Genomic DNA, 26,475 nt, shown 5'->3' on the forward strand with positions numbered 1-26,475 from the left:
GCCAGTTGATATGTAATGGTCTTTCCTATTCTAACACAATTTTATGGATAGTAAAAACCAACCTCTCGGCTGGTTTTTTCTCTATTACTCTTCTTTCAACTTCGCCAATTCTTGAGCAAGTAACTTGAGGGCTACTTGTGGGTTGGCTTGACCTTTGGTTGCTTTCATGAGGAAGCCTGTAAAGGCCTTGTCCGCATTCCGTTTCCCTGACTTGAAGTCAGCTACGGCTGCTTCATTGTCTGCAAAGACTTGGTGGATGATTGGTATCAAGACTTCAGGATCTGAAATCTGTACCAAGCCAGCTTTTTCGACGTATTCACGCGCACCGCCACCGTTTTTCGCCAAGTGAACGAAGACTTTCTTGGCAATCTTAGATGAAATGGTTCCATCTTCGATAATGGCAATCATTTCAACCAAGTTTTCTGGTGTCAATTGGATTTCTTCCAGCGTTTTGCCTTCTGCGTTCAAGAATTGTGCGACTTCTCCTTGGAGCCAGTTAGAGACTTGTTTGGCATCGCCACCAAGGGCTACAGCTGCTTCAAAGAAGTCAGAAGTGACTTTCGTCGCTGTCAATTGGTTGGCATCATAGTCAGACAAGCCAAGCTCTGCCACGTAGCGAGCACGACGGTCTTTTGGAAACTCTGGCAACTCTGTGCGCATTTCCTCGATCCACTCATCTGAGATTTCAAACAATGGAAGGTCTGGTTCTGGGAAGTAACGGTAATCCGCTGCTCCTTCTTTGACACGCATAAGAATGGTGCTCTTATTCGCTTCATCATAACGGCGTGTCTCTTGACGAATGACCCCACCTGAACGCAAGATTTTCGCTTGGCGCTCCACTTCGTATTCAAGACCTTTACGGACGTTTGAGAAGGAGTTCAAGTTTTTCAACTCCGTCTTGGTACCAAATTCCTCTTGGCCGTATGGGCGAAGGGAAATGTTGGCATCCACCCGCATCGATCCTTCTTCCATCTTGACGTCTGAAATACCAGTGTATTGGATAACTTCTTTGAGGGCTGTCAAATAGGCGTAGGCTTCTTCAGGAGAACGCATATCTGCTTCAGAAACGATTTCGATCAACGGCACTCCCTGACGGTTAAGGTCTACATAAGAGAAACCGTCTGTTCCGTGCGTGTTCTTACCAGCATCTTCTTCCAGGTGGGCCCGTTCAATCCCAATTTTCTTAGTTGAGCCGTCTTCCAATTGCACTTCAATCCAACCGTTGTAACCGATTGGCTCGTCAAATTGCGAAATTTGGTAAGCCTTTGGATTATCAGGGTAGAAATAGTTCTTACGGTCAAAGTGCATGTGCTGATGGATATCCATATTCAGCGCCAAAGCAGCCTTAATACCAGCATCCACAACACCCTTGTTCAAGACAGGAAGCACCCCTGGGAAAGACCAGTCAATCACATTGGTATTGGCATTTTGCTCATTCCCAAAGTGAGCAGAAGTTGGTGAGAAAATTTTTGAGTTTGTATTCAATTCAACGTGGACTTCAAGTCCGATGACTGTTTCAAAGTTCATTAATTGTCACCTCCGAAAATAAGGGGTTGTTGCTTGTGGTAATCCGTCGTTGCTTCAAAGGCAGCTGCAGCTTGGTAGATGGTTTCTTCAGAATACTTGGGACCGATCAACTGCAAACCAACTGGAAGACCTTGCGCAAAACCTGCAGGAATCGAAATCCCTGGAAGACCTGCCAAGTTGACTGGAATGGTCAACAAGTCCGCCAAGTACATGGCAACCGGATCATGGTTGAGCGAATCCAAATCAAAGGCCACGCTAGGAGCTGTTGGACCAAGGATAAGGTCGTAATCCGCAAAGACTTTTTCGAAGTCTTGGATAATGAGGGTACGAACTTGACCAGCTTTCTTGTAGTAAGCATCGTAGTAACCAGATGACAAACTAAAGGTACCAAGCATAATCCGGCGTTTGACCTCATCACCAAAACCTTGACTACGAGTGTTCACGTAGATCTCATCCAAGTTTTTAGCATCTTCCGCACGGAAACCATAGCGAATGCCATCGAAACGCTGCAAGTTTGAAGAAGCTTCAGATGAAGCGATGATGTAGTAAACGGCAACCCCGTATTTAGAGTGTGGAAGGCTGACTTCTTCGACAGTTGCTCCCAATTTTTCAAAGTGTTTCGCCGCATTAAGGATAGTTTCTTTGACATCTGGGTCAATCCCTTCACCTAGATATTCCTTCGGAAGGGCAATTTTCATGCCTTTGATGTCTTGACCAATCTTAGAAGTAAAGTCTGCTACACGAACAGGTGCAGAAGTTGAATCCTTGGCATCCTCACTGGCAATAACATTGAGCAAGAGCGCATTTTCCTTAACGGTTGGTGCAAACGGCCCAATTTGGTCCAATGAGCTACCAAAGGCAATGAGACCAAAACGGGAAACTGTTCCATAAGTTGGTTTGAGACCAACAATCCCGTTAAAAGCAGCCGGTTGACGGATAGAACCACCTGTATCTGAACCAAGGGACAAACGGACTTGGCCTGAAGCGACAGAAGCTGCTGAACCACTAGAAGATCCACCAGGCACCTTGCTCTGGTCCCAAGCATTCTTGGTTGGTCCATAGTAAGAAGTTTCACCAGATCCACCCATGGCAAATTCATCCATGTTGGTCTTTCCGATGACAATCATATCTTTGGCTTTGGCATTGGCAACAGCTGTCGCATCAAAGATTGGCTCGTAGTTATAGAGCATTTTTGATGCCGCAGTGGTCAAGATGCCATCTGTTGAGATATTGTCTTTGACTGCGAGCGGAATCCCTGACAGGAGGTTATCTGCATCAATTCCTTTTTCATCAATAGCCTTGGCTTGCGCAAGAGCAGCTTCTTCGGCCACCGTTACAAAGGCATTGATCGCTTCTTCACGCGCCTTGATATCGTCAAGCGTCGCTTGGGTCAATTCCGTTGCTGAAATTTCCTTAGAGACAAGGAGGTCGTGCAACTCTTCAATGGTTTTATGGTTGAATGACATTAGGCATCTCCTCCATCTTCTAGGATAGCTGGTACCTTGATGTAGTAATTATCTTTTTCTGGTACATTTTTAAACAAGCGGTCACGGTCCGTCCCTTTTTCAGCAACATCCGGACGCAATACGGTCTTACGATCCGCCATGGTTGTTGTTGGAGCAACGCCTGTTGTGTCCACTTCTTCCAACAATTCCACCATGTCGACAATTTTCGATAAGGTTGTCGCAAACTCAGCTGTCTCTTCTGGAGAGAATTTCAATTTTGAAAGATTGGCAACGTGGGTTACCTCTTCTTGCGTAATTTTCATCTTGCTTCCTTTCGTGAAATGATGATTTTTCAATACCCTCTATTTTACCATAATTTAGCCCAATTTGCTTGCCTTAGAAAAAATCTGTAGGACTTTTTTGTCGCTACAGATTCTTCTTTTTATATTTCTTTTCCGCCGAATTGCCCCATCTCCATTAGAGTCTCTTTCCAGACTTCCTGGACGTTAGAAGCGAGGTAGGAAGAGGCCAAGTCATAAGAAGCCTGATGAAATAGAGCGAGGTCGCTTTCAAAGAGCTGGACCAGCTTGTCCGCCAACTCTTTCACCAACTCTTCTTCTGGCACTGTCTCGCTATAAGGTACCAAAAAGCCATTTTCACCCTCTTTTATAAAAGTCGGATTGCCATAACGGGCATCAAAGCCCAGCAAGGCCAAACCTGCTCCAGCCGCCTCCATCAAAGTCAAACCAAAGGTCTCCCACTGAGAAGTAGTGAGGTAGGCTTGGTAGCAAGGATAGATCTGCTGAAGATCCGCATGACCGCGTAGGTGAATATAATCTTGTGCTGAAAGCTCCTGAATCAGGTGGCGCAAGTTGTCCGCTTCTCCACCCTTTCCATAAATATCAAACTGAAGGGTTGGGAGTTGTTCATGAGCTTGGGCCACTACTCGAATGGCCAAATCGATGCGTTTTCTTGGATCCAAACGGGAAGCTGTGAGCACACTAAAGGGAGGTCTGTCTCCTAGTGATTCCGTCAATTCTTCTAGATGCCCTACTGGAATGCTATAGATTGGAATTCCTTGGCATCCTTGTTTAGCAAGTGTCTGCTCCAAGACTTCTTTTTGAAGATCCGTTGCCGTGATAAAATAATCGAAGCGTTTGGCATACTTGAACACATAATAATATTCATAATTGAGATGGCCATTTTCAAATTCATGCTCCGAATGAAACACCATAGCGAGCTTTGAAGGAGCAGCTTTCTCCAACAAAGGACGGGCAAAATCCATGCGCGAAGCCCGATCAAGCAAAATCAGATCTTCTTCTTTTAGCGACAGCTGCGACAAAAAACGTCTCATCACTTCTGTATGGTTGGTTAAAATCTCAGGCCCCAGTTTATAGAGCCAGCTTCCACCGAACCTCGATTCTTCAAAAGCGATAGTCCCATCTTGATGGTGATAGGTCCGTCTGACAACACTACCATACTGAAAATACTCTGTGACAAGTTTACAAGCTCCATAATACTCTCGCTTGATCCTATTTCCAGCCAAAAGATAGTCTACATAGCGGACACAGTTTGGATGATAGGGATCCAGATGAAAGGTCAGGGCGTTTCCATCCGCAAATTGGTAGCGAATGACTCTTTCCGTTTTTTCAACAACATCCAGACGCGTCAGTTGAAACTCCATTTGCAAGGCCCCTACCGACTTTTGAGGGACCGTAGTCTGTTGATCCGTAAAAGCTAAATGGGCAAAAAGCAGTTCCTCATCCCGGTGCCCCAATGAGAGGTAATAGGCCAATTTTTCTGGAGTGGGCCAAGTGGTAAAGACAAACTTCGCTGCCACTCCCAGACCCCGGAGCATCTTTGCCCGAGAGGCCTGTGCAACATCGACCCCATTGGGTTCAAATCCCACTAATAGATTAAAGGTATAAATGGTCATGCGGTCCCTCCCTCTAATCGCTTAAACAGCTCTTCCAAAGCTTCTTTTTCAGGTAATTTCAAGATTCGTGCTTGCTCTCTTACCAATTCTTTATAGGTTTCTGGCTGCTGGAGCAAGGTATCTAGTTGCTGTTCCATTTCTTCGACTGTATCTGTGATCGTGCTCAAGTCTTTATAGGCTTCCTGATGCACCGTGCTCTTCAAACCAAATAAGACTTGCCCATTTTCAAGAGCATGAAGACTACTACTCCACACTTCTTCTCCTTGATTACAATCTAGATAAATAGAGCATCTAGCTAATAAACTCTCATAATTTCCCAGCGAAATACCTGGATAGAGGCGTACATTTGGTCGAGCCGCTAAGTCTGTTAATTTCGGACCCATGGCTGTCAAAGCAGCAATGTGAAAGGTCACTTGTGGGAATTGGTGGACCAGGCTAGATAAGCCTTCAACTTCCTGAGAAGCCGTCATGACCAGGGCTTCTGGTTGAAAACTTTCCTGCTCCACATCTACCAGCCCTGACAAGACTGTGATTCCGTCTATTTTCTCACTCAACAGACCATCTTCTACCAACAAAATCTGACTGACTTGTTCTTTGATCTCGTCTAGATCATGCGCGTCACTGGCACAGTAGGCGAGTCTTTCCTTTGGTTTCTCTTTCACAACATCTAGCAATGCCTTGTCCATCAAAAGAACGGCTTCATCTTCTGGCAAGACTTGTTCTAGGACAGCTCTTTGCAGCTCTTTCTTATTGGCATACAGGCGATCCCGTCCCTTAGGAGTTTGATGCAAAAAGACTCCTTGTGAGACAAAGTGAAGCAAGACTTCTTCTTGCTGAGGGTTCAAATAAATGTCTAAATATGGTTGACCGGTTTCCGTCAGGAGACTCTGTTTGCTTCTCCAGCCATAGCGGTTGTAGACATCAATGGATACGATCTCTTCTCCCTGACCAAACCACTCCACTCTGTCAACCGTTCGGGACAAGATGTCCCCTCGCAAAACCACATTTGCACGACGTTCCTCCCCATCAAAAAGATAGGTCGTGATCCCCAAGGTCCAACATTCCCATAATTCTGGAACTTCCAGATCATTGAAAAATAAAGGTTTTCCAATTTTTGATACTGGGTCTTTTTGGGTAAAAAAGGTCGCAAGACTCTCTGTCTGTTGGTCCAAATCTGTTTCCAAATTGGTCACAAATACTCGGTAGGGCTGGCCAAGTTTGTCCAAGTATTTTTGCAAACGATCCAGCTCTCTTGTCTGCTCTGGTGCAATAATGAACATGCTGATCCTTTCTCATCAATAAGGGGTTAGTCCATCGTTTCAATAAAACGGAGGTTGGTCACCACGCGCTCATAGGTTTCTGACCCTTGCAGGCCTGCTTCCTCTAATTTTTCAAGGGCTCGTTTCAAGCGCGTTTTGTAGATATAGCGATGCCAGGTCAAATCATAGCCCAACATCCCCAGTAGAGCCAACTTCTCGTGCTTAGCTTCCATCTCATCGACGACTCTCTTTTCTGTCCAAACCTGGGACAGAGTATCTGCACGCCCCACGCGATACCAATAAATACATTTCTCCGTATGAACTACCCGATGGGCTTTTAAGAATAACTTGTACATCAGGAAGTTGTCTTCGACATTTTTTCCGACTGGAAAACGAAGCCCTTCAAATAAGTTACGCTTATAGAGCTTCATCATGGCACAAGCCCAGGCCATATCTCTGGTCTCCTGGATGGCATCGTGGTCCATGATCTCTCTCCCCTCATAAAGGGTCTCTGAATAATCGTCGTCCGTTACCTTGATCAAGTATTTGCTACTACTGTCATCATAGAGGTTATAGTTGGCTACGGAAACATCCGCATCATACTTTTGAAGTTGGCGATAGAGCACTTCTACATAGTCCTCCGTCACCCAGTCATCTGGATCAATAAAGGTAATGTAATCACCAGTCGCTAGCTCAATCCCTGTATTCCGAGCAGCAGATAAGCCCCCATTTTCTTGGCGAACGTAGCGAATGCGCGCATCCTTCCTAAAAAAATCTTTACAGATCTCTTCTGACTGGTCTGGCGAACCATCATTGACCAGGATAATTTCCAAATGAGGGTAGGTCTGATGGATAACCGTTTCCAAACATTGTCTCAAATAAGCTTCTACATTATAGATGGGAATGATGATACTCACTACTTCATTTGTTTCCATGCTTCTTCTCATTTCTCTTTAAATAATCGCGAATCGCTGCCACCATCTCCTGCACCTGATCATCCGCAAACACTTGGTTCACACCATTCTCTACATGATTGGTTCCTTCAAAAGAGAAAATCGGTAAGCCCAATTGCTGGATCCTTTGCGTCATCTGATCCACCTCATCATATGGATTGATATCCAGATAAAAATCCAATTTTTCTAGGACCTTTCGACTGGTCAAGGGATCAAAAGAGGGATAAAGAAAGAGGTTGGGGTAGCGTTCCAATTGCACCAAGTTAAAACCAAAATGGCTATGGGCAAGAACATGAATCGCTACGTCTGGCAACTCTTTTAGCAACATCTCCAACTCGTGGATATCTGCTGTATTGGTGTATATGGCAGCATGATAAGGAAATTCTCCCACTAGATCTTGATAAGTTTGCTTCAAAATCGGTTTTCGAAGCAAAATTTCCTCCCAAGATAGGGCATAATAAAACCACCATAATTCACGAAAACGATTGAAGCGTTTGGAGGTCCATGGTTTATTATGAGAGGTGTAATGAATGACCGCAGGAATCCCTTGGAAGGCCTCATACCAATCCAAGTCCCCATAGAGGTACTGATCCTTATCAGACCCCACTTGTAAATTATAGGTCCAAGGTAATGGAAACCACGCATTTTTGAAATACAGATTCAAAATTCCCTGATCTCCATAGACCTGTTGATGATACTTACGAGTAAGATCAAAAAGTGCCTCTGTCACTTGGTGCTCTTGCCACCAAGTCTTATCAATCACCAAAAGTCCCGCATTAAAGCCATCTGTCGTCGTTGGCTTATCGACCACTGCACCCAGTCCATAATCTTTTAGATCAACCTCAAACAAAGGCGATAAATCCTGTGTAAAGATCATGTCACAATCCAGATAGAGGATCCGCTCTTCCTCCACCATCTCTGGAATAGCGTAACGGAAATAGGTCGCATAGTGAATATGGTCACTTGGAAGCGAGAAGGATTGGAATTGCTCGGGAGACATCCGACAATTAATCACTTCTGAATCCAACTGGCGCAAGCGCTGATTCATGATAGCAAACCACTCCGTTGGTAGATCTTCATTTAAGACATAAATTTTCAACTGGTCTTGATGGGCACACAGTGACTTCATAGCGGTTTCCAATTTTTCCATATAAGATAGATTGGCTGAAAACACGACAGCTTTTTTACTCATAACTCCCCCTTATTTTCTTCCATTAGAATACCATTTTCAAGAGAGGAAGACAATTTCTAGGCCCCAAAAAAGAGGCCTAAACAAATGTCTATGACCTCTTTTACAATGTTTTCTTATTTAGTTTCTAATACAGCTAGTGCGTCGTCTACCAAGCTTGCCCCTAAGACATGCTTAAAATGATTCAAGGCAAACTGGTGATTTTCAGGAGTGAGCGACGCCACTGCAGGTTCTACGACTTCGATCTGGTAGCCGAGATTGTAGGCATCAACCGCTGTATGAAGGACACAGATATCAGTCAAGACACCTGTCAAAATAACGGTATCTACATGGCGTTCCCGCAGGCGGATATCTAGGTCCGTTCCTGAAAAAGCAGAATAATGACGTTTATCCATCCAAAAGACGCGTGGATCCGCTTTATGCTCCTGATAAAAATCTGCCAAAGGGCCGTACAAATCACGTCCACTGGTCCCAATGATATTATGAGGTGGGAAGAGCTTGCTTTCAGGATGAAATGGATCCTCTACGTCATGCGCATCAATGGCAAAAAAGACATAGGCTCCTTGGTCAAAGGCCAATTGGGTCACCTGAGCAATGGTCTCAGAAATGGCTTGTGCAGGAGCACCTGCCGTAAGCTTACCATCATCTGCTACGAAATCGACAGTGTAGTCAATTGAAATCAAGGCTTTAGTCATTAGTAATCTCTTTTCTTAATTTCCTCAAAGATATCTGGAATCAACACCTTGAGATAGGTTCCCTTCATTCCAAGAGAACGGCTTTCAATAATACCAGCTGACTCCAATTTCCGGAGTGCATTGACAATCACAGAGCGGGTAATGCCAATCCGATCCGCGATGATAGAAGCAGTCAACTGTCCCTCATTTCCTTTCAATTCACTAAGGATGGCAGAAACAGCACGCAATTCAGAGTAAGACAAGGTATTAACAGCCATATTCACCGCTGTCCGACGACGAATATTCTTCTCGTCTTCCTCGCGTTGGTAGTTCAACATTTGAATCCCTACCACGGTACTCGCAATCTCAACCAAGATCAAATCATCATCCGCAAACTGTTTATCATTGCGCCAAATGATCAAGGAGCCCAACCGAATCCCAGAAACATGAATAGGCGCAATGGTCGTCAAGCCATCAGGAAATTCAGACTTGGTTTCGACCGGAAAGATACTCAAATCATGGTCCACATCTAAATTAGCTTCTGTATCGTAGACCAAACTAGCTGCCTTGGCATAATCTTCTGGTAATTTTTTATTTTGAAAGAAAGCTTCTACCCGGTCATTGTTGGTCTTGTAACGCATGAAATAACCAAGAAGGGTTCCCTTGCTATTAATGATACAGGCATTACAGTGGATAATATCCGCTAATTGCTGGGCAATATCATTATAAGGCATCTCGACCTGCAACTGTTCATCAGTCCGTTTCAAGATGGATGTAATTTTACGTGTCTTTTCTAATAAGTTTGCCATAATAAACCTCGCATATAGTCAGCTCAAGTATATCATATAAGTGTGGGAATTTCAATCAAATTATCTGAAAATTATTTATTTTTCCTACAATTATGCGCAATTCAGAAAAATGTCGATTCGATGGCATGGAATTTATAGAATGAATCAAAAAAAGATTGAAGACCTTCATCTTCAATCCTTCATGATAATTAGCGTTTGTATTGTTTCAAGAAACGAGTCATTTTTTCTTGAATTTGAGCCAATTCATCCACACGTGGGAGGTAAACGATCCGGAAGTGATCTGGGTCCTTCCAATTAAAGCCACGGCCATGAACCAAGAGAATTTTTTCTTGTTTCAAGAACTCTAAAACAAATTGTTCATCATCATCCACGCGATACATGTCCCGATCAATCTTAGGGAAGATATAGAGACCAGCTTTGGGCTTAACAGCTGAGAGGCCTGGAATATCATTGATAGCTTTGTAAATAAAGTTGCGTTGTTCGTAGATTCGACCACCTGGAAGCAAGAGTTCATCCACGGATTGGTAACCTCCAAGAGAGGTTTGCACAACTTGTTGAGCCAAGACATTCGAACAAAGACGCATATTGGACAACATGTTCAAACCTTCGATATAGCCCTTCACATGATGTTTCGGTCCGGATAGAACCATCCAACCAACACGGAAACCAGCAATCCGGTGAGATTTTGACAAGCCATTCATACTCACACAGAAGAGATCAGGCGCTAAACTTGCGATAGCCGTATGTTTTTCACCATCCATAACTAAACGATCGTAAATTTCATCCGCAAAGATGATCAAGTTATTTTGACGAGCGATCTCTACAATCTCAAGCAGGATCTCATCTGGATAGAGGGCACCTGTTGGGTTATTCGGGTTGATGACAACGATAGCCTTGGTGTTTGAAGTGATTTTCGACTTGATATCCTCGATATCTGGATACCAGTTTGCTTCTTCATCACAAAGATAGTGAACCGCGTTCCCACCAGCTAGGCTGACTGCCGCCGTCCAAAGAGGATAATCCGGCATCGGTACCAATACTTCATCCCCATTGTCCAAAAGCCCTTGCATGGACATGACGATCAGCTCACTCACCCCATTTCCAAGGTAAATATCATTGATATCGACATTTGGAATTTTCTTCAATTGACAATACTGCATGATGGCCTTACGGGCTGAAAAGATCCCTTTTGAATCCGAATAACCTTCACTATCACGCGCATTCATGATCAGATCATGGATGACTTCATCTGGAGCTGTAAAGCCAAATTCAGCAGGATTTCCTGTATTCAAACGAAGAATCTTTTCTCCATTTGCTCGCATGCGCATCGCTTCTTCCAAGACTGGACCACGAATATCGTAAGCGACATGTTCGAGTTTGCTTGATTTATTATATTCCTTCATTTTCTGCCTCGATTCACGAAATTATCTCTATTATACCACTAGTTCAAATAGAGTACAAACCGAGGACTTTAAAAATCCTGCAAAAATATACTAGAAAAAGCGAGACTTTACCTTTACATTCTAGCCTAAAAGGGATAAAATATAAGTGTATAAGGAATAGAGTTACCTTCTATTCTACCCATGTTTTCAAGCTATAAGGAGGTAGGATTATGTCTCAAAAATACGAAAACATTATGGTCGCTGTCGACGGTTCCCATGAAGCAGAATTAGCCTTTGAAAAAGGGGTTAATGTTTCTCTTCGCAACGGCTCTAAATTGACGATTGCCCACGTCATCGATACCCGTGCCCTTCAAAGCGTCTCAACTTTTGATGCTGAGGTCTACGAAGAATTGCAAGAAGAAGCTAATGAATTGCTCAAGGGCTACAAGGAACGTGCTGAAAAAGTCGGGGTTCAAAATGTTGCGACTGTTGTAGAAATGGGAAATCCAAAGGTCCTCTTAGCTAATGATATCCCAAGTAAAGAAGGGGTTGACCTCATTATGGTCGGGGCTACCGGACTCAATGCCTTCGAACGGCTAATGGTCGGATCCTCCTCAGAATATATCCTTCGCCACGCCAAAGTAGACTTACTAGTGGTACGTGATAAGGATAAAACCATGTAAGAAAGAAAAAGTTATATTGAAAACTTTCCTTAGGTGAGTACGGACGTCATGGAACTTCTTCGAAGTTCCATGACTAAGTTTTGAGCCTAAGGTCTCAAAACTCCCGAGTGCTAGAAACAATAGTGTTTCTAGCACTTTTCTCACGGCGGAAAGTTTTTCAATATTTTTTATAAATTTTAAAAATAAGAACATATTTCGACTTCTTTGTGGAACACTTTACTTATCTTAGTAAAAAATAGTTTGTCTACATTCTAAAAAAGGTTTGGAACCTTTGTTCCAAACCTTTTTTAGTTGTCTTTTTTTGCTTCTTTTTGTTTTGCATGTTTTTCGTAGGCCTTGAGCTGGCGATCGAGTTCTTTTTTGATGGCTGGTTCTGGGGCGTATTTTTCTTCCCAATCATCTGGCTTCAAAATTTTGTGGGTTACTGGATCAAAGTGCGCCTTTCCATCTGGGAAAATCTTGCCCATATTGGCCCGGTGAACAATCTCAAAGACCTCTTCAGGATCGACCCCCATTAGTACAAAGCTACCATAAGTCAAATAGAGAGTATCAATCAAGGCATCAACCTGCCCTACCATGGAGATCTCAGCTGGATGCTTGCTCCGAACCTTATCTGCAGCCTTATCCAAGGCTTCGTGAAGGGCCGCTACCGAGCGATCGAATTCTTCCTCACTTGAGCTAGCTGCTCGAACAAATTCCACCAGTTCCTCTTGCTTGAACATGGTCCGGTAAAGGGCATCTTGAGGTTGCCAGACCACTGGTTTCTCCTGGGTTTCCCCATCCATCACGCCATGGAAGGTTTTGACCTTATTGAAGTGATCATCCTTAGAAAGAAAGAGTTCTTTCTCTGAGAGAATACCAAAGTGTTGCAGGGCTTTTTGAATGCCATCCTTGCCATTACTAGTCGTGGTATGCTTGGCAATCGCCTTGACACTTGTCGTCCCATTTCCCATCGCAATGGACAAACCAACACGTGACAGCATCTCAAGGTCATTATCCGAATCGCCAAAAGCCATGACCTCATCGATGTTAAAGCCAAACTCCTGACCAACGATGCGAATGCCTTCTAGCTTGGAAATGCCTGGATTGAGGACATCTGCCGCAAAAGGACTGGACCGTGTGAATTTCAGATGTGGAAACTCTTTTTCAATTTTTGTAGTCTCTTCTGGACTCGATAAGATCAGTACTTGGTAGATTGGTTCTTGCGCTAGTGCATAGAGGGTGTCCTGATCTTGTGGAACCACTTTACTGACTACTTTATTAAAACCTCGACTAACGGTACGGGCCATCTTGCGGGGTACAAAGCGACTGGACCAGGTTGAAATAGGACTCATCCCAAAACTCATGATCCGAGAACCAAATACTCCATCCTTTGTCCCAAGAGCAATTTCCTTACGGTGTTCTCGAGCATAGTCGATCAGCTGGTGCAGGCTCTTTTTGTCGATTGGGCTGGTATACAGTACGCGGTCCTTGGTCAAAATATATTGACCATTATAGGTCACTGCAAAATCAAAACCATAGCGTTCCATAAACGGTTTGACAAAGGCCGGTCCTCGCCCTGTCGCAAGGCCAACATAGATCCCTTCTTCCTTCAAAGACTGAATAGCTTTTTCTGTTGATTTTAAAACTGCTCGACTGTCATTGACCAAGGTTCCATCGATATCAAAAAAGACTGCTTTTATTTCCATGTCTACTGTTTCTTTCTTTTTATGATAAAATAAATTATATCACATATTCCAAGGAGCTTCACATGTTTAAGAAAATTTTAGCACTACATACCGGAGGGACCATTTCCATGGCTGCAGATGACTCTGGAGCAGTGATTACTAATGAAATCAATCCCATGACCCAAGTTACTTCTCCAATTGAAGGAATTGAAGTCACCTCTGAGGATATCTTCAATCTACCAAGTCCACAAATGACACCGCATCACATGTTAGCTCTATATCAAAGAATCAAAGAGGCAGCCAGCCACTTCGATGGGATCGTCATTACACACGGGACCGATACGCTGGAAGAAACAGCTTATTTTTTGGATACCATGGAGTTACCTGAAATCTCCGTGGTGATTACAGGAGCCATGCGAAGCTCCAACGAACTTGGAAGTGACGGTGTCTATAATTTCTTAACAGCCCTCCGAGTGGCAGCCGATCCAAAAGCACGCGATAAAGGCGTTTTAGTCGTCATGAACGATGAAATTCATGCGGCTAAGTATGTTACCAAAACCCACACCACCAATGTCAGTACCTTTCAGACACCAACCCATGGTCCACTGGGATTGGTCATGAAAAAGGAAATCCTCTTCTTTAAAACAGCTGAGCCACGAGTGCGCTTTGATCTCGATACAATCGATGGTTTCGTTCCGATCATTGCTACCTATGCAGGGATGAAAACCGATCTGCTGGATATGCTGGATCTTTCAAAGCTCGACGGCCTCATTATCCAAGCCTTTGGAGCTGGAAACATCCCTAAAGAAACTGCCCATAAACTCCAAGAGTTTATGGATGCAGGCCTTCCAATCGCTTTAGTATCCCGTTGCTTCAACGGGATCGCAGAACCAGTTTACGCGTATGAAGGTGGTGGCGTCCAACTCCATCAAGCTGGTGTCTTTTTCATCAAAGAATTAAATGCCCCCAAAGCTCGCATCAAACTTCTCATCGCCCTCAATGCCGGCCTAAAAGGACAAGAACTCAAAGAATATATCGAAGGGTAGCATAAGATACAAAGCCCGTAAAATGCAAAGTGAAAATAGGAAATTGTCACCGGGAGCGAAGCTCACAAGAAAATTTATCTTTTTCACACAGCATTTAGAGCGTGTTCAATTCGTGTAACGGCAAGCACTAGGGTGCCTTGCCTACACGACTCACCAACTCCTCAGGTGGATGGTATCGATCCACCTTCGTCCTGTCGCAATTCAACAAGATACATAGCCCGTAAAATGCAATCTTAAAGGGAGTAGAGTGTAATCCAAAGAATTTCCACTCTACTCCCTTTTTTGCGTCTAGTCTAAATGTTCTTTCTTTTCTAAATAAAGCGAGAGCAAATGCCAATCTGGGTGTTCGCGCCAATCTGGAGTGGCTACGATCTGGCTAGCAACTTTCCTTGCTTCTTCCAGAATGGGATAATCTTCTACCAAATCCGCCACTTGAAATTCTGGTATTCCAGATTGACGGGTTCCAAAGATTTCCCCTGAACCTCTCATTTTCAAATCTTCTTCTGCTAGAACAAACCCATTGGTTGTCTCTGTCATGATTTTCATGCGCTGCTTGCCGCTATCTGTCTTAGGATTGGCTATTAGAATAGCATAGGATTGCTTATTTCCCCGACCAACCCGGCCTCGAAGCTGGTGAAGCTGGCTAAGACCAAACCGATCTGCATCCATAATGACCATAACGGTCGCATTGGGCACATTGACTCCTACTTCAATAACAGTCGTGGATACCAAAACATCAACTTGGTGCTCTTTAAAGGCCTGCATGATAGCATCTTTTTCTTCACTTTTCATCTTCCCGTGAAGCAGAGAAACGCGTGCTCGCTGTCCAAAGAAGGTCTCTAGCTCTTCTTGGAGGGCAAGGGCGTTTTTCAAATCTAGCGCCTCTGACTCCTCAATCAATGGAGAAATAAAGTAGGCTTGAGAACCTTTGCCAAGTTCTTTGACTAACCAGTCGAGGACCACTTCTAACTGCTCATGCTTGACCCAACGTGTGATGATTTCCTTGCGTCCCGCAGGCATCTGATCAATGATGGACACATCCATATCTCCAAAGGCTGTAATAGCCAAGGTCCGGGGAATAGGGGTAGCCGTCATCATCAGGACGTCTGGATTTTGTCCTTTTTCTCGAAGAATACGGCGCTGGGAAACCCCAAAGCGGTGTTGCTCATCAATAATGACCAAGCCTAGATCTTGGTAGTGAACTCCCTCTTGAATCAAGGCATGTGTCCCCACAATCAATTGGGCTTTTCCTGAGGCGATCTCTTCTAAGACTTCTCGTTTCTCAGCCGCCTTTAATCCTCCTGTTAGAAGGGCAATTGGCAAATCTGGAAAAAGATTTTGCAAGCTTTCCTTGTGCTGCTCTGCCAAAATCTCCGTTGGAACCATCAAGGCAGCTTGCTTACCAGCACTAATAGCTGCATACATGGCAAGACCGGCCACGACTGTCTTCCCGCTTCCCACATCCCCTTGTAAGAGGCGGTTCATATGATAAGGAGAAGCCATATCTGTCAAGATTTCATTCAAGCTGTTTTCTTGAGCTTGCGTTAGCTCAAAAGGGAGCTGTTTTTTTCGTTCTGCTAATTTTTCTGGATTCCAGGCCAAGGAAATCCCTTGGCTGGCATCGTGGTTTTCTTCCTTTAACACTTGGAGTTGCAACTGGAAAAAGAGGAGCTCTTCAAATTTTACCCGGCGAAGAGCTTGCTTATACTCTGCTAGATCCTTAGGGAAATGCATAGCTTGCACTGCTTGGGAACGAGACATGAGTTGATAACGCTCTCGTAAGATGTGGGGTAGATTCTCTTCTAAAAGCTGGTCCAAGCCCTGGTCGAACGCTATTTTGATCAATTTCACCAGGCTGTTTTGGCTCACTCCTTGTGTCACTCGATAGACCGGCTGCAAATCATCTTCCACTTGAGCCAGGAGCTTCATTCCTGTCAAACTCCCCTTGGCCTTGTCCCATTTTCCAAAGATCGCCACTGTCTGCTGGACCTCGATTTTGTCTGCTAGATAGGGTTGGTTGAAAAAATTAACCGCAATGACCTGGTCTCCCTGTTTGATCGAAAAACGCAAGCGATTTCGTTTGTAGCCATAATATTGGACATTGGCTGGTGTTGCTACTACCCCAGAGATGACGGCTTTTTCACCATCTTCCAACTCTAAAACATTGCGCGTTTTGAAGTCTTCATAGCGAAAGGGGAAATACAAGAGCAGATCTTCTAAGGTTTCAATTCCTAACTTTTTAAATTTTTCCGCCGATTTTGGACCGACTCCAGGAAGTACGGATAAGGGTTGGTGTAGATTCATTTTTCCTCCTTTCTTTTATAAAAAAGCAGGCCCATCCGGGAAAATCCCACCTGCTTCTTCTTATTCTTCACCTGTATAGTCACGAGGAATCCGATCACTCAAGAGACAGACCACTTCATAATTAATGGTCCCACGGTAATCTGCAACCTCTGTTGCCGTAATTTCTTTTTCTCCATCTCGGCCAATTAGGGTAACCTTGGTCCCCAGAGGCAATTCTTCTGGAAGGCGAACAGTAATCTGGTCCATCGAAACGCGACCAACAATGGGACAATAGTCCCCCTTAATCAGCACATGAAAGTTTTGCATCTCTCGGATCCAACCATCCGCATAGCCGATAGGAATCGTTCCGATCCATTGGGGTTCTTCCGTCGTATAGGTTGCCCCGTAACCAATATCTTGACCAGCTTCTAACTGTTTCACATGAACTAATTCGCTCACCAAACTCAAAGCTGGCTTAATTTCATATGGCAAGGCTAACACAGATCCGCTCGGATTCAAGCCATACATGACATCTCCCAAGCGTACAGCTGTGAAAATCGTATCCGCATGCCACAAAGAAGTGGCTGAATTACTCGCATGGACAATAGGAGGAAGGATTTCAAGAGCAGCCAATACTTCTTTGAAAAACTGGTATTGCGCTTGAAATTTTCGATCATCTGCCTCATCTGCTGTTGCAAAATGAGTAAAGATCCCTTCAATTTCAGCTCCAGCTGCTAAGAGGAGGCGTTCAGCCTCTTTGATCTCTTCGATCCTTCGGAATCCAATCCGCCCCATTCCTGAATCCACCTTGATATGGACCTTCAATCCTGAAAGATCTGCTTCTTGTCCAAGCAATTGATCCAACCAAGCAAGACTCGCCACCGTTAAGCGGATGTCATGCTCTTTGGCTAGATTCACTGTTTCACTTGGCACAACTCCCAAAATCAAAATAGGGTGTTGCAAGCCTTCTTCACGGATTTCGAGGGCTTCATCCATATTGGAAACACAAAAACCATCTACCTGAGGCGCCAATTTTTTGGTCACCGCAACGACCCCATGACCATAGGCGTTGGCCTTGACGACTGCATATTTCAAGGCTTGACTCGGAATATGGTCACTGACTTGTTGCACATTAAAGGCAATGGCATCCAAATCGACTCTAGCAACAGTTGGTCTATGTTTACTTGCTTTCATTTTCTTCCTCCAAAATGACACTGGTCGACACTAGGTCTCCCTTATGACTGATCGAAATCCATACCTTCCCAGAAAAAGGAGACTTGGAAAAATAGGGAGCTCCGTGGGCATCATTTAAAATTTCTAACTCTTGAAAACCAACCGGTCCAATCCCTGTTCCCATTGCCTTTGAAAAAGCTTCTTTAGCTGACCACCGGCCCGTTAAATATTCCATTTTCCGTTTTCCAGATAATGCTTCAAAGCGCTCTTGCTCAGCCTTTGTTAAGACTTTTTCTGCAAATCGTGCATTCTTTTGATAGGCTTTTTCAATCGCAGCGATCGATTCGATATCGATGCCATGTCCTTTGATCATCTTGTTTTATCCTTATTTATTGTTTCAGTATCGTTTTACTGACAAAAGAGAAGGGGCTAAAGAATCACTCCTTCCGCCCCTGCCTGTTACTTATTCATCGTTGCAATTTCTTTGACCAAGGCCTGTGTTTTTTCCCAACCCAGGCAAGGGTCTGTGATGGATTGACCATAAACCACTGGTTCATTTTGACGGCCATCTTCTAGATAGGATTCAATCATGAAACCACGAACTAACATTGCCAAATCCTTGTTCCAAGCACGGTTCATCATGGTTTCTCTCACGATGCGTACTTGCTCTTCGAATTGTTTGCCAGAATTGTCATGGTTGGTATCCACTAGAATGAAAGGATGTTGCAAGCCCATTTCACTATAGCGTTTTGCTGCCACTAGCAAATCTTCATAATGGTAGTTTGGAATATTCTTACCACTTGCATCCAAGCCCCCACGTAGGATCGCATGGGCTAAAGGATTTCCTGAGGTTTCCACTGCTTGGGCATTGAACAAAAAGTTTTGGGGATGTTGGGCTGCATAAATCGCATTGAACATGACAGAAAGATTTCCAGAAGTTGGATTCTTCATGCCGGTCGGAGCAGAGATCCCACTAGATACAAAGCGGTGCTCCTGGTCTTCAACTGATCGCGCTCCAATGGCATGATAAGAAATCAAATCTTCAACATACGGAAGACTTGCTGGATAAAGCAACTCATCCGCAGTTGTCAAACCAGTTTCTGTAATCACACGGTAGTGGAGATGTCGGACCGCTTTCAAACCGTCCACAAAGCTTGGTGCTGCATGTGTATCTGGTTGGTGCATCAAGCCTTTATAGCCATCCCCGTTGGTCCGAGGCTTAGCCGTATAGACCCGCATCACAATGAAAATCTGATCTTTGACTTTCTCTTGCAAGTCTGCCAAACGACGAGCATACTCCATCACAGCTTCTTCATTATCAGAAGAGCAAGGCCCGATCACAAGAAGGATCCGTTGGTCTTCTCCTTTGATAATAGCTTCCAATTCTCGATCACGCGCTTCTTTGCGCTCCAAGGCTGGACCTTCCAAGCGGTAAAACGAAGTGATCTCTTGCTCATCAATCTTATTGCTCTTCGTAATGAATACCATACGGCCTCCTTATGCTACCTAGCCCCATCCTCTTTCTATTTCAGAGGAGCTCTTAAAATTTACGTCCGTGACAGTTTTTGAATTTCTTGCCTGAACCACAAGGGCACAAATCGTTGCGTTTCACTTGTGATAAGTCAATATCTGCTGGAATATCTTGTTGTTGCGCTGCAATGTTGCGAGTCGCAGTTGTTGAAATACTGTGTTCCGTACGTGGACGTTCTTGTTCGTGAATTTGGGCTTTCATCATGAGACGAGTCACATCAAATTCAATCGATCCAATCATATCGTTAAACATACGGAAACTTTCTGATTGGTATTCTACCACTGGGTTATTTTGCGCATACCCACGAAGTCCGACCGCATTTCGCAATTGATCCAAAGCATCGATATGGTCCGTCCACTTGCTGTCTACCACTCGAAGGATCAAGACTTTTTGGAATTCTTGCACAGACTCTTCGTCACGCAATTTCGCTACTTGGCTAGCATAGATTTCTTCTGCACGTGCATACAAGTAATCGATGACTTCCTTGTCAGATTTTCCTTCAATATCGCTTGCCGAAATCGTATCTTCCGGAACCAAATTGTATTTGGCAAAGTTCAGAATCGCTTCAACGCGTTCTTCCTTGCTTGAGTGGCTAGCCCCTTCAACAATCCGTTTGATGGTCCGTTTGATCATGGCCTTGATTTCAGGTGCCAAGTCACGGTTAGCTGTGATGACATCATAGCGTTCCGCGTAGATAATTTCCCGTTGTTCCCGCATCACGTCATCGTATTGAAGGACTTGTTTACGGGTATCGTAGTTGTTTCCTTCAACCCGTTTTTGTGCCCCCTCTACTTGACGGGTGAACATATTTGAACGGATCACCGATTCTTCTTCGCTCAACTTGAAGCGATCAAGCACTGCTTTGATCCGTTCAGAACCGAAACGACGCATCAATTCATCTTCAAGAGACAAGTAGAATTGAGATTCACCTGGATCCCCTTGACGTCCTGAACGTCCACGAAGCTGGTTATCAATCCGACGGCTTTCGTGACGTTCTGTCCCGATGACACACAGTCCACCGAGTTCGCGAACACCTTCACCAAGCTTGATATCGGTACCACGCCCGGCCATGTTGGTCGCGATGGTAACAGCACCACGTTGACCAGCGTTCATGATGATTTGCGCTTCTTTGTAGTGGTTTTTCGCATTCAAAACTTCGTGAGGGACACCTGCTTGAACCAACAATTGAGAAAGGTAATCACTGGTTTCAACGGCAACGGTACCTACAAGGACTGGTTGCCCTTTTTCATGACGAGACTTGACATCTTCTACAACAGCCTTAAATTTTGATTTCAAGCTTGGGTAGAGAAGGTCTGGATGGTCAATACGGGCAATCGGACGGTTGGTTGGAATTGGAATCACGCGAATGTTATAAATTTCACGGAATTCTTCTTCTTCGGTTTTCCCTGTCCCTGTCATCCCTGACAACTTCTTGTACATACGGAAGAGGTTTTGGTAAGTAATCGATGCAGATGTTTTGGTTTCTTCTTGAACTGGAACACCTTCTTTGGCTTCAATCGCTTGGTGAAGTCCATCAGAATAGCGACGTCCTTCCATGGTCCGACCAGTAAATTGGTCGACGATCAAGATTTCTTGATCTTCGCTGACCACATAGTCGATATCCAAAATCATGATGTAGTTGGCACGAAGGGCGTTGTCGATAAAGTGAGTCAAAGCTACATTTTCAATATCGTACAAGTTTTCAAGATTAAAGTAGCTTTCTGCTTTATCGATTCCTGAATCAGACAAACCGATGGTTTTAGATGGGACATCGATAATGTAATCGTCCTCTGTCAAGGTCTTCACATAAGCATCCGCCATGTGATAGAGCTGGCTTGTATCAGAAGCTGTCTGACCAGAAACGATCAACGGAGTACGGGCTTCGTCAATCAAGATGGAGTCTACCTCATCGACCAAGGCATAGTTCAATGGACGTTGAACCATGTTTTCTGCACGCACAACCATGTTGTCACGCAAGTAGTCAAAACCAATCTCTGAGTTGGTTGAGTAAGTGATATCACAGAGGTAAGCTTCTTTTTTCTCAGCTGGAGATTTCGCTGCAAGGTTGATCCCTACTGAAAGGCCAAGCCATGAGTAAAGTTCTCCCATCTCTGTTGCATCCCGCTCGGTCAAGTATTCATTGACGGTAACAACGTGTACCCCTTTGCCAGACAAGGCATTCAAGTATACCGGCATGGTGGCTGTCAAGGTTTTTCCTTCCCCTGTACGCATCTCTGGAACGTCACCATGGTGAAGGACGATTCCCCCCATGACCTGAACCTTGTATGGGAACAAACCAAGAACCCGTTTTGCAGCTTCACGAACAACTGCAAAAGCCTCGTACAAGAGATCATCCAAAGACTCACCATCTTGGTAACGTTGCTTAAACTCAACTGTTTTCGCTTTTAATTCGTCATCCGTCAAAGCTGCCATTTGGTCTTCATAAGAAAAGACCTTATCAGCCATTTTTTCAAGGCGTTTGATTTCGCCTCGATCATTTTCAATAATTGTTTTTAATAAATTTGCCATTTTTTTCCTTACTTTGAATTTTTCAAAATCTAAAATGTTCTTTTTATTCTAGCATTTTTTAAACATTTTTTCAAGATCAAGGCTGTATCTTACAAGACTTTCGAGTGGTTTTTTTCGTGTAAGAAAATCCAAAAAGATGCCTGCTCAAGCAGACATCTTTTCTTTAGGCGATCGTTATTCAGACAAATGGTAAGAATAGCTTGCCACAACCACTTCTTCATGCCAACGAAGTGCATACTTCAATTTCAAACTCATTTGGTTGTGGAGAATATTTTGCCAGTGTTTTTTAGGGATAAATTGAGGGACTAAGACTGTAACGGTGTTGCCTTTTTCCTTGGCCTCCTCAGCTACTTTTGAGACAAATTCAACCGTTGGCTGGATAATATCCCGGTAACTCGTCATGACATTTTCAAAGCGAATATGAGGGAAATACCGCTTAAATTCTTCTGCTACCTCAGCATCTTTGACCTTGGTTTCTTCCGTTGAGACGTGCATCGCTATAACATCGTTTCCTAGGCTATTTGCATAACTCATAGCTCCCACACTTACCTGAGTGACATTCCCAACAAGGACAATCACGGTATTGCCCGCATAACTTGTCTTTTCGATCTTACCTCCCAAGCGCAATTGAGCCGCAACTTTATCATAGTGATTACGGATACTCAAGAACATCCAAAGCAAGAGACCAATAATAGGGAAGAAGGGCCAGATCTCACGCAAACGGAATAATAAGAGGATCAAGACAATTCCATAACAGATGGCTGCCCCCAGGATATTGGCAAGCGAATACTTAAGAAATCCTTTTTGATATTGGCGTTTCCAGTGGATCACCATCCCTGTTTGAGAAAGGGCAAAAGGAATGAAGACCCCAATGGTATAAAGCGGAATTAAGCTTTCTGTTTGTCCATCAAAAATCAAGAGCAAGACGATGGCACCAATCGCCAAGGTCAAAATCCCATTAGAATAGCCCAGACGATCCCCTTTTTCCATATACATGTGTGGCATGTATTTGTTTTTAGCCATGTTAAAGGCCAACATTGGAAAGGCGGAGAAACCGGTATTAGCCGCAACTGCCAAGATCAAGGCTGTTGATAATTGGAAGATGTAAAAGAAGGCTTGTCCAACTGGGGAATTCCCTAAGATGGCTTGGGCCATTTGGGCTAGAGTTGTTACCCCTTTTGCTGGTACGACGCCCACCCAGTAATTGAGGAAGGTAATCCCTGCAAACATGATCCCCAAAATCAAAGCCATAATGGTCAAGGTAGAAGCTGCATTCTTTGCTTTTGGTTTCTTAAAGAAAGGAACCGAATTGGAGATGGCTTCAACCCCTGTTAGGGAAGCGGATCCACTCGTAAAGGCCCGCAATAAGAGAATAATACTAACCCCTGAAATGGTTTGACCCACATGAGCAGTTGCGTTATAGGCCAAGTGACCCGTCAAGATTTGGATCACACCATAGCCGATCAAGGCAATGGTACTGACAATGAAAAGGTATACCGGAATCATCAATGATGTCGCTGATTCACGTAGCCCCCGAAGGTTCATCAGCATCAAAATCAAGACCAACAAAATGGAAATGTGAAGATTATAAGGATGAAGAGATGGAATCGCTGACGTGATGGCATCTGCACCGGAAGACACAGATACTGCTACTGTCAGCATGTAGTCGACTAAGAGACTACCACCAGCGATCAAACCCGCTTTGGGAGACAAGTTCTCCGTAGTCACCATGTAGGCCCCTCCCCCTTGAGGGTAGGCATGAATGACCTGGCGATAAGAAATTGTTAAACTGGCTAGGAGAATCAGGACCACAATCCCAATTGGAATGGACCACCAAATGGCTCCTGCTGATACGGTCATCAAGACCAGGATAACTTGCTCTGGACCGTAGGCGATAGAAGAAAGCGCGTCACTAGAGAGCATGGCCAAGGCCTGCATTTTCCCTAGCAATCCACCTTCACCTTCTGCACCAGATTTCAACGGACGGCCAATAAACCATTTTTTCAATGTTGAAAACATAAAAAACTCCTTGAAAAAAGATCATGAGGCCGGGGATTCCCTGCCTCTTTTCATAAAACAGGGGTTATTCTACTCCTTTTTTTCAAGACTGTCAACCGAAATAGTGAAATTTTCATAAAGTTTTCATTATGTTCATCCATTCAAGCTCTTTTAGATCGGCCTGCTTCTTTTCAAATTGATCCAAGCAAAAAACGAGGCTGGGACAAAAATCCTAGCCTCTCAATTATTTTTGGATTGTCGAGCAAGACGCAGTGGTTGAGTGGGCTCTACTGCGCTGATTTCATCAGCTTTTACAGCCCTACTCAACTGTGCGGAGGTGGGACGACGAAATCGAATTCTAACGAATGACCGATTTCTGTCCCACTCTCACTTTTTTATTTTGCTTGATTTTCGACATAAAAGGCAATGACATCCGAAGTGTACTGGGCTGTGCCAACTCCAAACTTGTCGATGTTTTCCTTGAATTCTGGATTATAGACATAGCCTTTGCCGATATGGCCAAAAACCTCTATAGAGCAGTCAAATCCATACGTTCGAATCGCGTCTAAAAGTTTGGCTGCTTCTTCTTGATTTTCCGATGCTGTTACTGGCAAACCTGCTTGGAGGTTTTTCGCCAAGACTTTGAAGACTTGATTAAAGGCTCTTGTCGCCTCATCTTCACGCCCCTTTTGGCGCTCGAGAGCTTGGTCCATGACTTCTTGACCGTACTTCTCTACCGCCTCTTGCTGGTATTTTTGAGTATCTTGGTAGCTAAATCCAGTAAATTTTTCCTCAATGGTCATTTTTCTTTCTCCTTTTTGTTCTTGAATGGTTTTTTGCAAGGTAGAAATCAAGGTATCCAGACGTTGTCTTTCTTGAGTCAAATAGTTCAACTGTTTGGTTAAATGGGGTAATAAGTTAGATTTTTCTTCGGCTAAGAGTTCTGCTATTTGGTCTAAGGAAAATCCTAGATACTTGTAGTAGAGAATCACCTGTAATCGTTCTAAATCTTCTTGACTGTATGTCCGATAGCCATTTTCAGATTTGACAGGGACGAGAAGTCCTATCTTGTCATAGTGGTGCAAGGTCTTGACAGAGACACCTGACAGCTCTGCAGCTTCTTTGATATGGTACATGATTTCCTCCTTATACTCAATGAAAATCAAAGAGCAAACTAAGAAGCTAGCCGCAGGTTGCTCAAAGCACTGCTTTGAGGTTGTAGATAGAACTGACGAAGTCAGTAACATATATACGGTAAGGCGACGCTGACGTGGTTTGAATTTGATTTTCGAAGAGTATTACAAGGATAGTATAACCCCTCCCCTTAGGTCAGAGTCAAGGCTTAACATAAAAAAAGTTTTCAGATAAAAAAGGCTTGAGTTGTTTCACAACTTTTAACTCAAACCCTTTCTTTTTTATGGATGACTCACGATCAATTCTAAACCTTGCCCTTCCAAAGTCCAAGATTCAACATCGCTCGGTAAGATAAAGTGACTTCCTTTTCGAATAGGATAATCCTTTCCATCTACCGTCAATTTTCCTTCTCCGGCTAAGACGCTTAACAAGCTGTAATCAGCAGTCTTTTCAAAATCAGCTTTTCCAGTCAGTTCCCACTTATAAACGGTGAAGAAGTCACTTGCAACCAAGGTGGTCATTCGAAGATCATCGACAACAACTGTATCTGGATGACTATTTGCCGGCTCACCGATGTTTAACACATCAATCGATTTTTCCAAGTGAAGCTCCCGCAAGTTTCCTTGAGCATCCTTACGGTCAAAATCATAAACCCGGTAGGTGGTGTCACTCGACTGTTGGGTTTCAAGAATCAATATTCCAGATCCAATGGCGTGCATGGTCCCACTTGGCACATAGAAGAAATCTCCAGCCTTGACAGGAACTTTTGTCAGCAAGGCATCCCAGTTCTTGTCCTCAATTTGCTGGCGGAGTTCTTCTTTTGACTTGGCATTGTGCCCATAGATAATCTCAGATCCTTCATCAGCCGCAATCACGTACCAACACTCAGTTTTTCCAAGTTCTCCTTCATGCTCCATTGCATAGGTATCATCTGGGTGCACCTGTACACTGAGCCAATCGTTGGCATCCAAAATCTTTGTTAATAAAGGAAAGACAGGCTCTTTACGATTACCGAATAATTCCCGGTGCTCTTGATAGAGCTGATCCAATCCCATTCCTTCGTATGGACCATTGGCTACTTTAGAAACTCCATGTGGATGGGCTGAAATTGCCCAAAATTCACCGACATGGTCGCTCGGAATTTCGTAACCAAATTCTTCTTTCAGACGAGTTCCTCCCCAAATTTTTTCCTGCATGACTGAATGTAAAAATAATGGTTGTCCCATAATATCCTCCTTGCATTTCATGTTTCTATTA

General features: G+C 43.9%; 21 protein-coding genes. 2 read left to right on the top strand and 19 right to left on the bottom strand.

Going from position 1 to position 26,475, the window contains the following annotated elements; translation table 11 throughout:
- Nucleotides 1-84: 84 nt before the first annotated feature.
- From gatB to O3629_RS05120, 10 genes are all read right to left on the bottom strand, one after another.
- A complete protein-coding gene (gatB, locus tag O3629_RS05075) occupies nt 85-1,527 on the bottom strand; it encodes an Asp-tRNA(Asn)/Glu-tRNA(Gln) amidotransferase subunit GatB (RefSeq protein ID WP_003005611.1) in 1,443 nt (480 codons plus the stop codon).
- Nucleotides 1,527-2,993, bottom strand: a complete 1,467-nt coding sequence (gatA, locus tag O3629_RS05080; RefSeq protein ID WP_371608811.1) for an Asp-tRNA(Asn)/Glu-tRNA(Gln) amidotransferase subunit GatA — start codon at nt 2,991-2,993, stop codon at nt 1,527-1,529. The genes gatB and gatA overlap by 1 nt, the downstream gene beginning before the upstream one ends.
- Nucleotides 2,993-3,295, bottom strand: a complete 303-nt coding sequence (gene gatC / locus O3629_RS05085) for an Asp-tRNA(Asn)/Glu-tRNA(Gln) amidotransferase subunit GatC (RefSeq protein ID WP_002884769.1) — start codon at nt 3,293-3,295, stop codon at nt 2,993-2,995. The genes gatA and gatC overlap by 1 nt, the downstream gene beginning before the upstream one ends.
- 119 nt (nt 3,296-3,414) lie before the next feature.
- The gene (locus O3629_RS05090) at nt 3,415-4,908 is read right to left on the bottom strand and encodes a glycosyltransferase (RefSeq protein ID WP_371608812.1); all 1,494 of its coding nucleotides are present in this window, start codon (nt 4,906-4,908) and stop codon (nt 3,415-3,417) included.
- Nucleotides 4,905-6,188: an accessory Sec system glycosyltransferase GtfB gene (locus tag O3629_RS05095; protein WP_049473133.1), complete on the bottom strand. Its 1,284-nt coding sequence runs from the start codon at nt 6,186-6,188 to the stop codon at nt 4,905-4,907. Before O3629_RS05095 ends, O3629_RS05090 begins: the two co-directional genes overlap by 4 nt.
- A gap of 26 nt (nt 6,189-6,214) precedes the next feature.
- Nucleotides 6,215-7,102, bottom strand: a complete 888-nt coding sequence (locus tag O3629_RS05100; RefSeq protein ID WP_371608813.1) for a glycosyltransferase family 2 protein — start codon at nt 7,100-7,102, stop codon at nt 6,215-6,217.
- Complete coding sequence (locus O3629_RS05105; protein WP_371608814.1) at nt 7,089-8,312, bottom strand: glycosyltransferase; 1,224 nt, start codon at nt 8,310-8,312, stop codon at nt 7,089-7,091. Before O3629_RS05105 ends, O3629_RS05100 begins: the two co-directional genes overlap by 14 nt.
- A gap of 113 nt (nt 8,313-8,425) precedes the next feature.
- A complete protein-coding gene (locus O3629_RS05110) occupies nt 8,426-9,004 on the bottom strand; it encodes a cysteine hydrolase family protein (RefSeq protein ID WP_049484006.1) in 579 nt (192 codons plus the stop codon).
- Nucleotides 9,004-9,792 (bottom strand): GTP-sensing pleiotropic transcriptional regulator CodY, encoded by a 789-nt coding sequence (gene codY, locus O3629_RS05115; RefSeq protein WP_045759799.1) that lies wholly within the window; start codon nt 9,790-9,792, stop codon nt 9,004-9,006. Before codY ends, O3629_RS05110 begins: the two co-directional genes overlap by 1 nt.
- A 188-nt stretch (nt 9,793-9,980) precedes the next feature.
- Complete coding sequence (locus tag O3629_RS05120; RefSeq protein ID WP_013904074.1) at nt 9,981-11,195, bottom strand: pyridoxal phosphate-dependent aminotransferase; 1,215 nt, start codon at nt 11,193-11,195, stop codon at nt 9,981-9,983.
- A 209-nt stretch (nt 11,196-11,404) separates the two neighbouring features.
- On the opposite strand from O3629_RS05120, the gene O3629_RS05125 reads away from it, so the two are divergent.
- Nucleotides 11,405-11,857, top strand: coding sequence for a universal stress protein (locus tag O3629_RS05125; protein ID WP_129823970.1), 453 nt, complete (start codon nt 11,405-11,407; stop codon nt 11,855-11,857).
- A gap of 287 nt (nt 11,858-12,144) precedes the next feature.
- Here the strand turns inward: O3629_RS05125 and O3629_RS05130 are convergent, their stop codons facing one another.
- The gene (locus tag O3629_RS05130; protein WP_371608815.1) at nt 12,145-13,545 is read right to left on the bottom strand and encodes a Cof-type HAD-IIB family hydrolase; all 1,401 of its coding nucleotides are present in this window, start codon (nt 13,543-13,545) and stop codon (nt 12,145-12,147) included.
- Nucleotides 13,546-13,607: 62 nt separating this feature from the next.
- On the opposite strand from O3629_RS05130, the gene O3629_RS05135 reads away from it, so the two are divergent.
- Nucleotides 13,608-14,570, top strand: a complete 963-nt coding sequence (locus tag O3629_RS05135) for an asparaginase (RefSeq protein ID WP_371608816.1) — start codon at nt 13,608-13,610, stop codon at nt 14,568-14,570.
- Nucleotides 14,571-14,858: 288 nt separating this feature from the next.
- Here O3629_RS05135 and recG read toward each other — a convergent pair whose 3' ends face one another.
- The 8 genes from recG to manA all read right to left on the bottom strand — a co-directional run bounded on the left by recG (nt 14,859) and on the right by manA (nt 26,444).
- The gene (recG, locus tag O3629_RS05140) at nt 14,859-16,874 is read right to left on the bottom strand and encodes an ATP-dependent DNA helicase RecG (protein WP_371608817.1); all 2,016 of its coding nucleotides are present in this window, start codon (nt 16,872-16,874) and stop codon (nt 14,859-14,861) included.
- A 60-nt stretch (nt 16,875-16,934) separates the two neighbouring features.
- On the bottom strand, nt 16,935-18,047 hold the full coding sequence (gene alr, locus O3629_RS05145; RefSeq protein ID WP_049471825.1) for an alanine racemase: 1,113 nt from the start codon (nt 18,045-18,047) through the stop codon (nt 16,935-16,937).
- Entirely contained in the window at nt 18,034-18,399 is a 366-nt protein-coding gene (gene acpS / locus O3629_RS05150; protein ID WP_371608818.1) for a holo-ACP synthase, read from the bottom strand. The genes alr and acpS overlap by 14 nt, the downstream gene beginning before the upstream one ends.
- An 86-nt stretch (nt 18,400-18,485) precedes the next feature.
- The gene (locus tag O3629_RS05155; protein ID WP_371608819.1) at nt 18,486-19,514 is read right to left on the bottom strand and encodes a 3-deoxy-7-phosphoheptulonate synthase; all 1,029 of its coding nucleotides are present in this window, start codon (nt 19,512-19,514) and stop codon (nt 18,486-18,488) included.
- A gap of 52 nt (nt 19,515-19,566) precedes the next feature.
- Entirely contained in the window at nt 19,567-22,086 is a 2,520-nt protein-coding gene (secA, locus tag O3629_RS05160; RefSeq protein WP_021153773.1) for a preprotein translocase subunit SecA, read from the bottom strand.
- A gap of 174 nt (nt 22,087-22,260) precedes the next feature.
- Nucleotides 22,261-24,105 carry an APC family permease gene (locus O3629_RS05165; protein ID WP_371608820.1) on the bottom strand — a complete coding sequence of 615 codons (1,845 nt, stop codon included), beginning with the start codon at nt 24,103-24,105 and terminating at the stop codon, nt 22,261-22,263.
- A 374-nt stretch (nt 24,106-24,479) separates the two neighbouring features.
- Nucleotides 24,480-25,220 (bottom strand): MerR family transcriptional regulator, encoded by a 741-nt coding sequence (locus O3629_RS05170; protein WP_371608821.1) that lies wholly within the window; start codon nt 25,218-25,220, stop codon nt 24,480-24,482.
- A gap of 279 nt (nt 25,221-25,499) precedes the next feature.
- Nucleotides 25,500-26,444 carry a mannose-6-phosphate isomerase, class I gene (gene manA, locus O3629_RS05175; RefSeq protein WP_155199894.1) on the bottom strand — a complete coding sequence of 315 codons (945 nt, stop codon included), beginning with the start codon at nt 26,442-26,444 and terminating at the stop codon, nt 25,500-25,502.
- Nucleotides 26,445-26,475: the final 31 nt, after the last annotated feature.

The sequence above is a fragment of the Streptococcus sp. 27098_8_12 genome, assembly GCF_041432115.1.
Lineage (GTDB): Bacteria > Bacillota > Bacilli > Lactobacillales > Streptococcaceae > Streptococcus > Streptococcus parasanguinis_V.

Coding starts and splice junctions, on each gene's coding strand:
- acpS (WP_371608818.1), bottom strand. CDS start 18,399: ATGATCAAAGGACATGGCATCGATATCGAATCGATCGCTGCGATTGAA.
- O3629_RS05120 (WP_013904074.1), bottom strand. CDS start 11,195: ATGAAGGAATATAATAAATCAAGCAAACTCGAACATGTCGCTTACGAT.
- O3629_RS05130 (WP_371608815.1), bottom strand. CDS start 13,545: ATGGAAATAAAAGCAGTCTTTTTTGATATCGATGGAACCTTGGTCAAT.
- O3629_RS05095 (WP_049473133.1), bottom strand. CDS start 6,188: ATGTTCATTATTGCACCAGAGCAGACAAGAGAGCTGGATCGTTTGCAA.
- gatC (WP_002884769.1), bottom strand. CDS start 3,295: ATGAAAATTACGCAAGAAGAGGTAACCCACGTTGCCAATCTTTCAAAA.
- O3629_RS05100 (WP_371608813.1), bottom strand. CDS start 7,102: ATGGAAACAAATGAAGTAGTGAGTATCATCATTCCCATCTATAATGTA.
- O3629_RS05105 (WP_371608814.1), bottom strand. CDS start 8,312: ATGAGTAAAAAAGCTGTCGTGTTTTCAGCCAATCTATCTTATATGGAA.
- O3629_RS05155 (WP_371608819.1), bottom strand. CDS start 19,514: ATGGTATTCATTACGAAGAGCAATAAGATTGATGAGCAAGAGATCACT.
- O3629_RS05110 (WP_049484006.1), bottom strand. CDS start 9,004: ATGACTAAAGCCTTGATTTCAATTGACTACACTGTCGATTTCGTAGCA.
- manA (WP_155199894.1), bottom strand. CDS start 26,444: ATGGGACAACCATTATTTTTACATTCAGTCATGCAGGAAAAAATTTGG.
- O3629_RS05125 (WP_129823970.1), top strand. CDS start 11,405: ATGTCTCAAAAATACGAAAACATTATGGTCGCTGTCGACGGTTCCCAT.
- O3629_RS05165 (WP_371608820.1), bottom strand. CDS start 24,105: ATGTTTTCAACATTGAAAAAATGGTTTATTGGCCGTCCGTTGAAATCT.
- gatB (WP_003005611.1), bottom strand. CDS start 1,527: ATGAACTTTGAAACAGTCATCGGACTTGAAGTCCACGTTGAATTGAAT.
- O3629_RS05135 (WP_371608816.1), top strand. CDS start 13,608: ATGTTTAAGAAAATTTTAGCACTACATACCGGAGGGACCATTTCCATG.
- alr (WP_049471825.1), bottom strand. CDS start 18,047: ATGAAAGCAAGTAAACATAGACCAACTGTTGCTAGAGTCGATTTGGAT.
- secA (WP_021153773.1), bottom strand. CDS start 22,086: ATGGCAAATTTATTAAAAACAATTATTGAAAATGATCGAGGCGAAATC.
- O3629_RS05170 (WP_371608821.1), bottom strand. CDS start 25,220: ATGTACCATATCAAAGAAGCTGCAGAGCTGTCAGGTGTCTCTGTCAAG.
- O3629_RS05090 (WP_371608812.1), bottom strand. CDS start 4,908: ATGACCATTTATACCTTTAATCTATTAGTGGGATTTGAACCCAATGGG.
- codY (WP_045759799.1), bottom strand. CDS start 9,792: ATGGCAAACTTATTAGAAAAGACACGTAAAATTACATCCATCTTGAAA.
- recG (WP_371608817.1), bottom strand. CDS start 16,874: ATGAATCTACACCAACCCTTATCCGTACTTCCTGGAGTCGGTCCAAAA.
- gatA (WP_371608811.1), bottom strand. CDS start 2,993: ATGTCATTCAACCATAAAACCATTGAAGAGTTGCACGACCTCCTTGTC.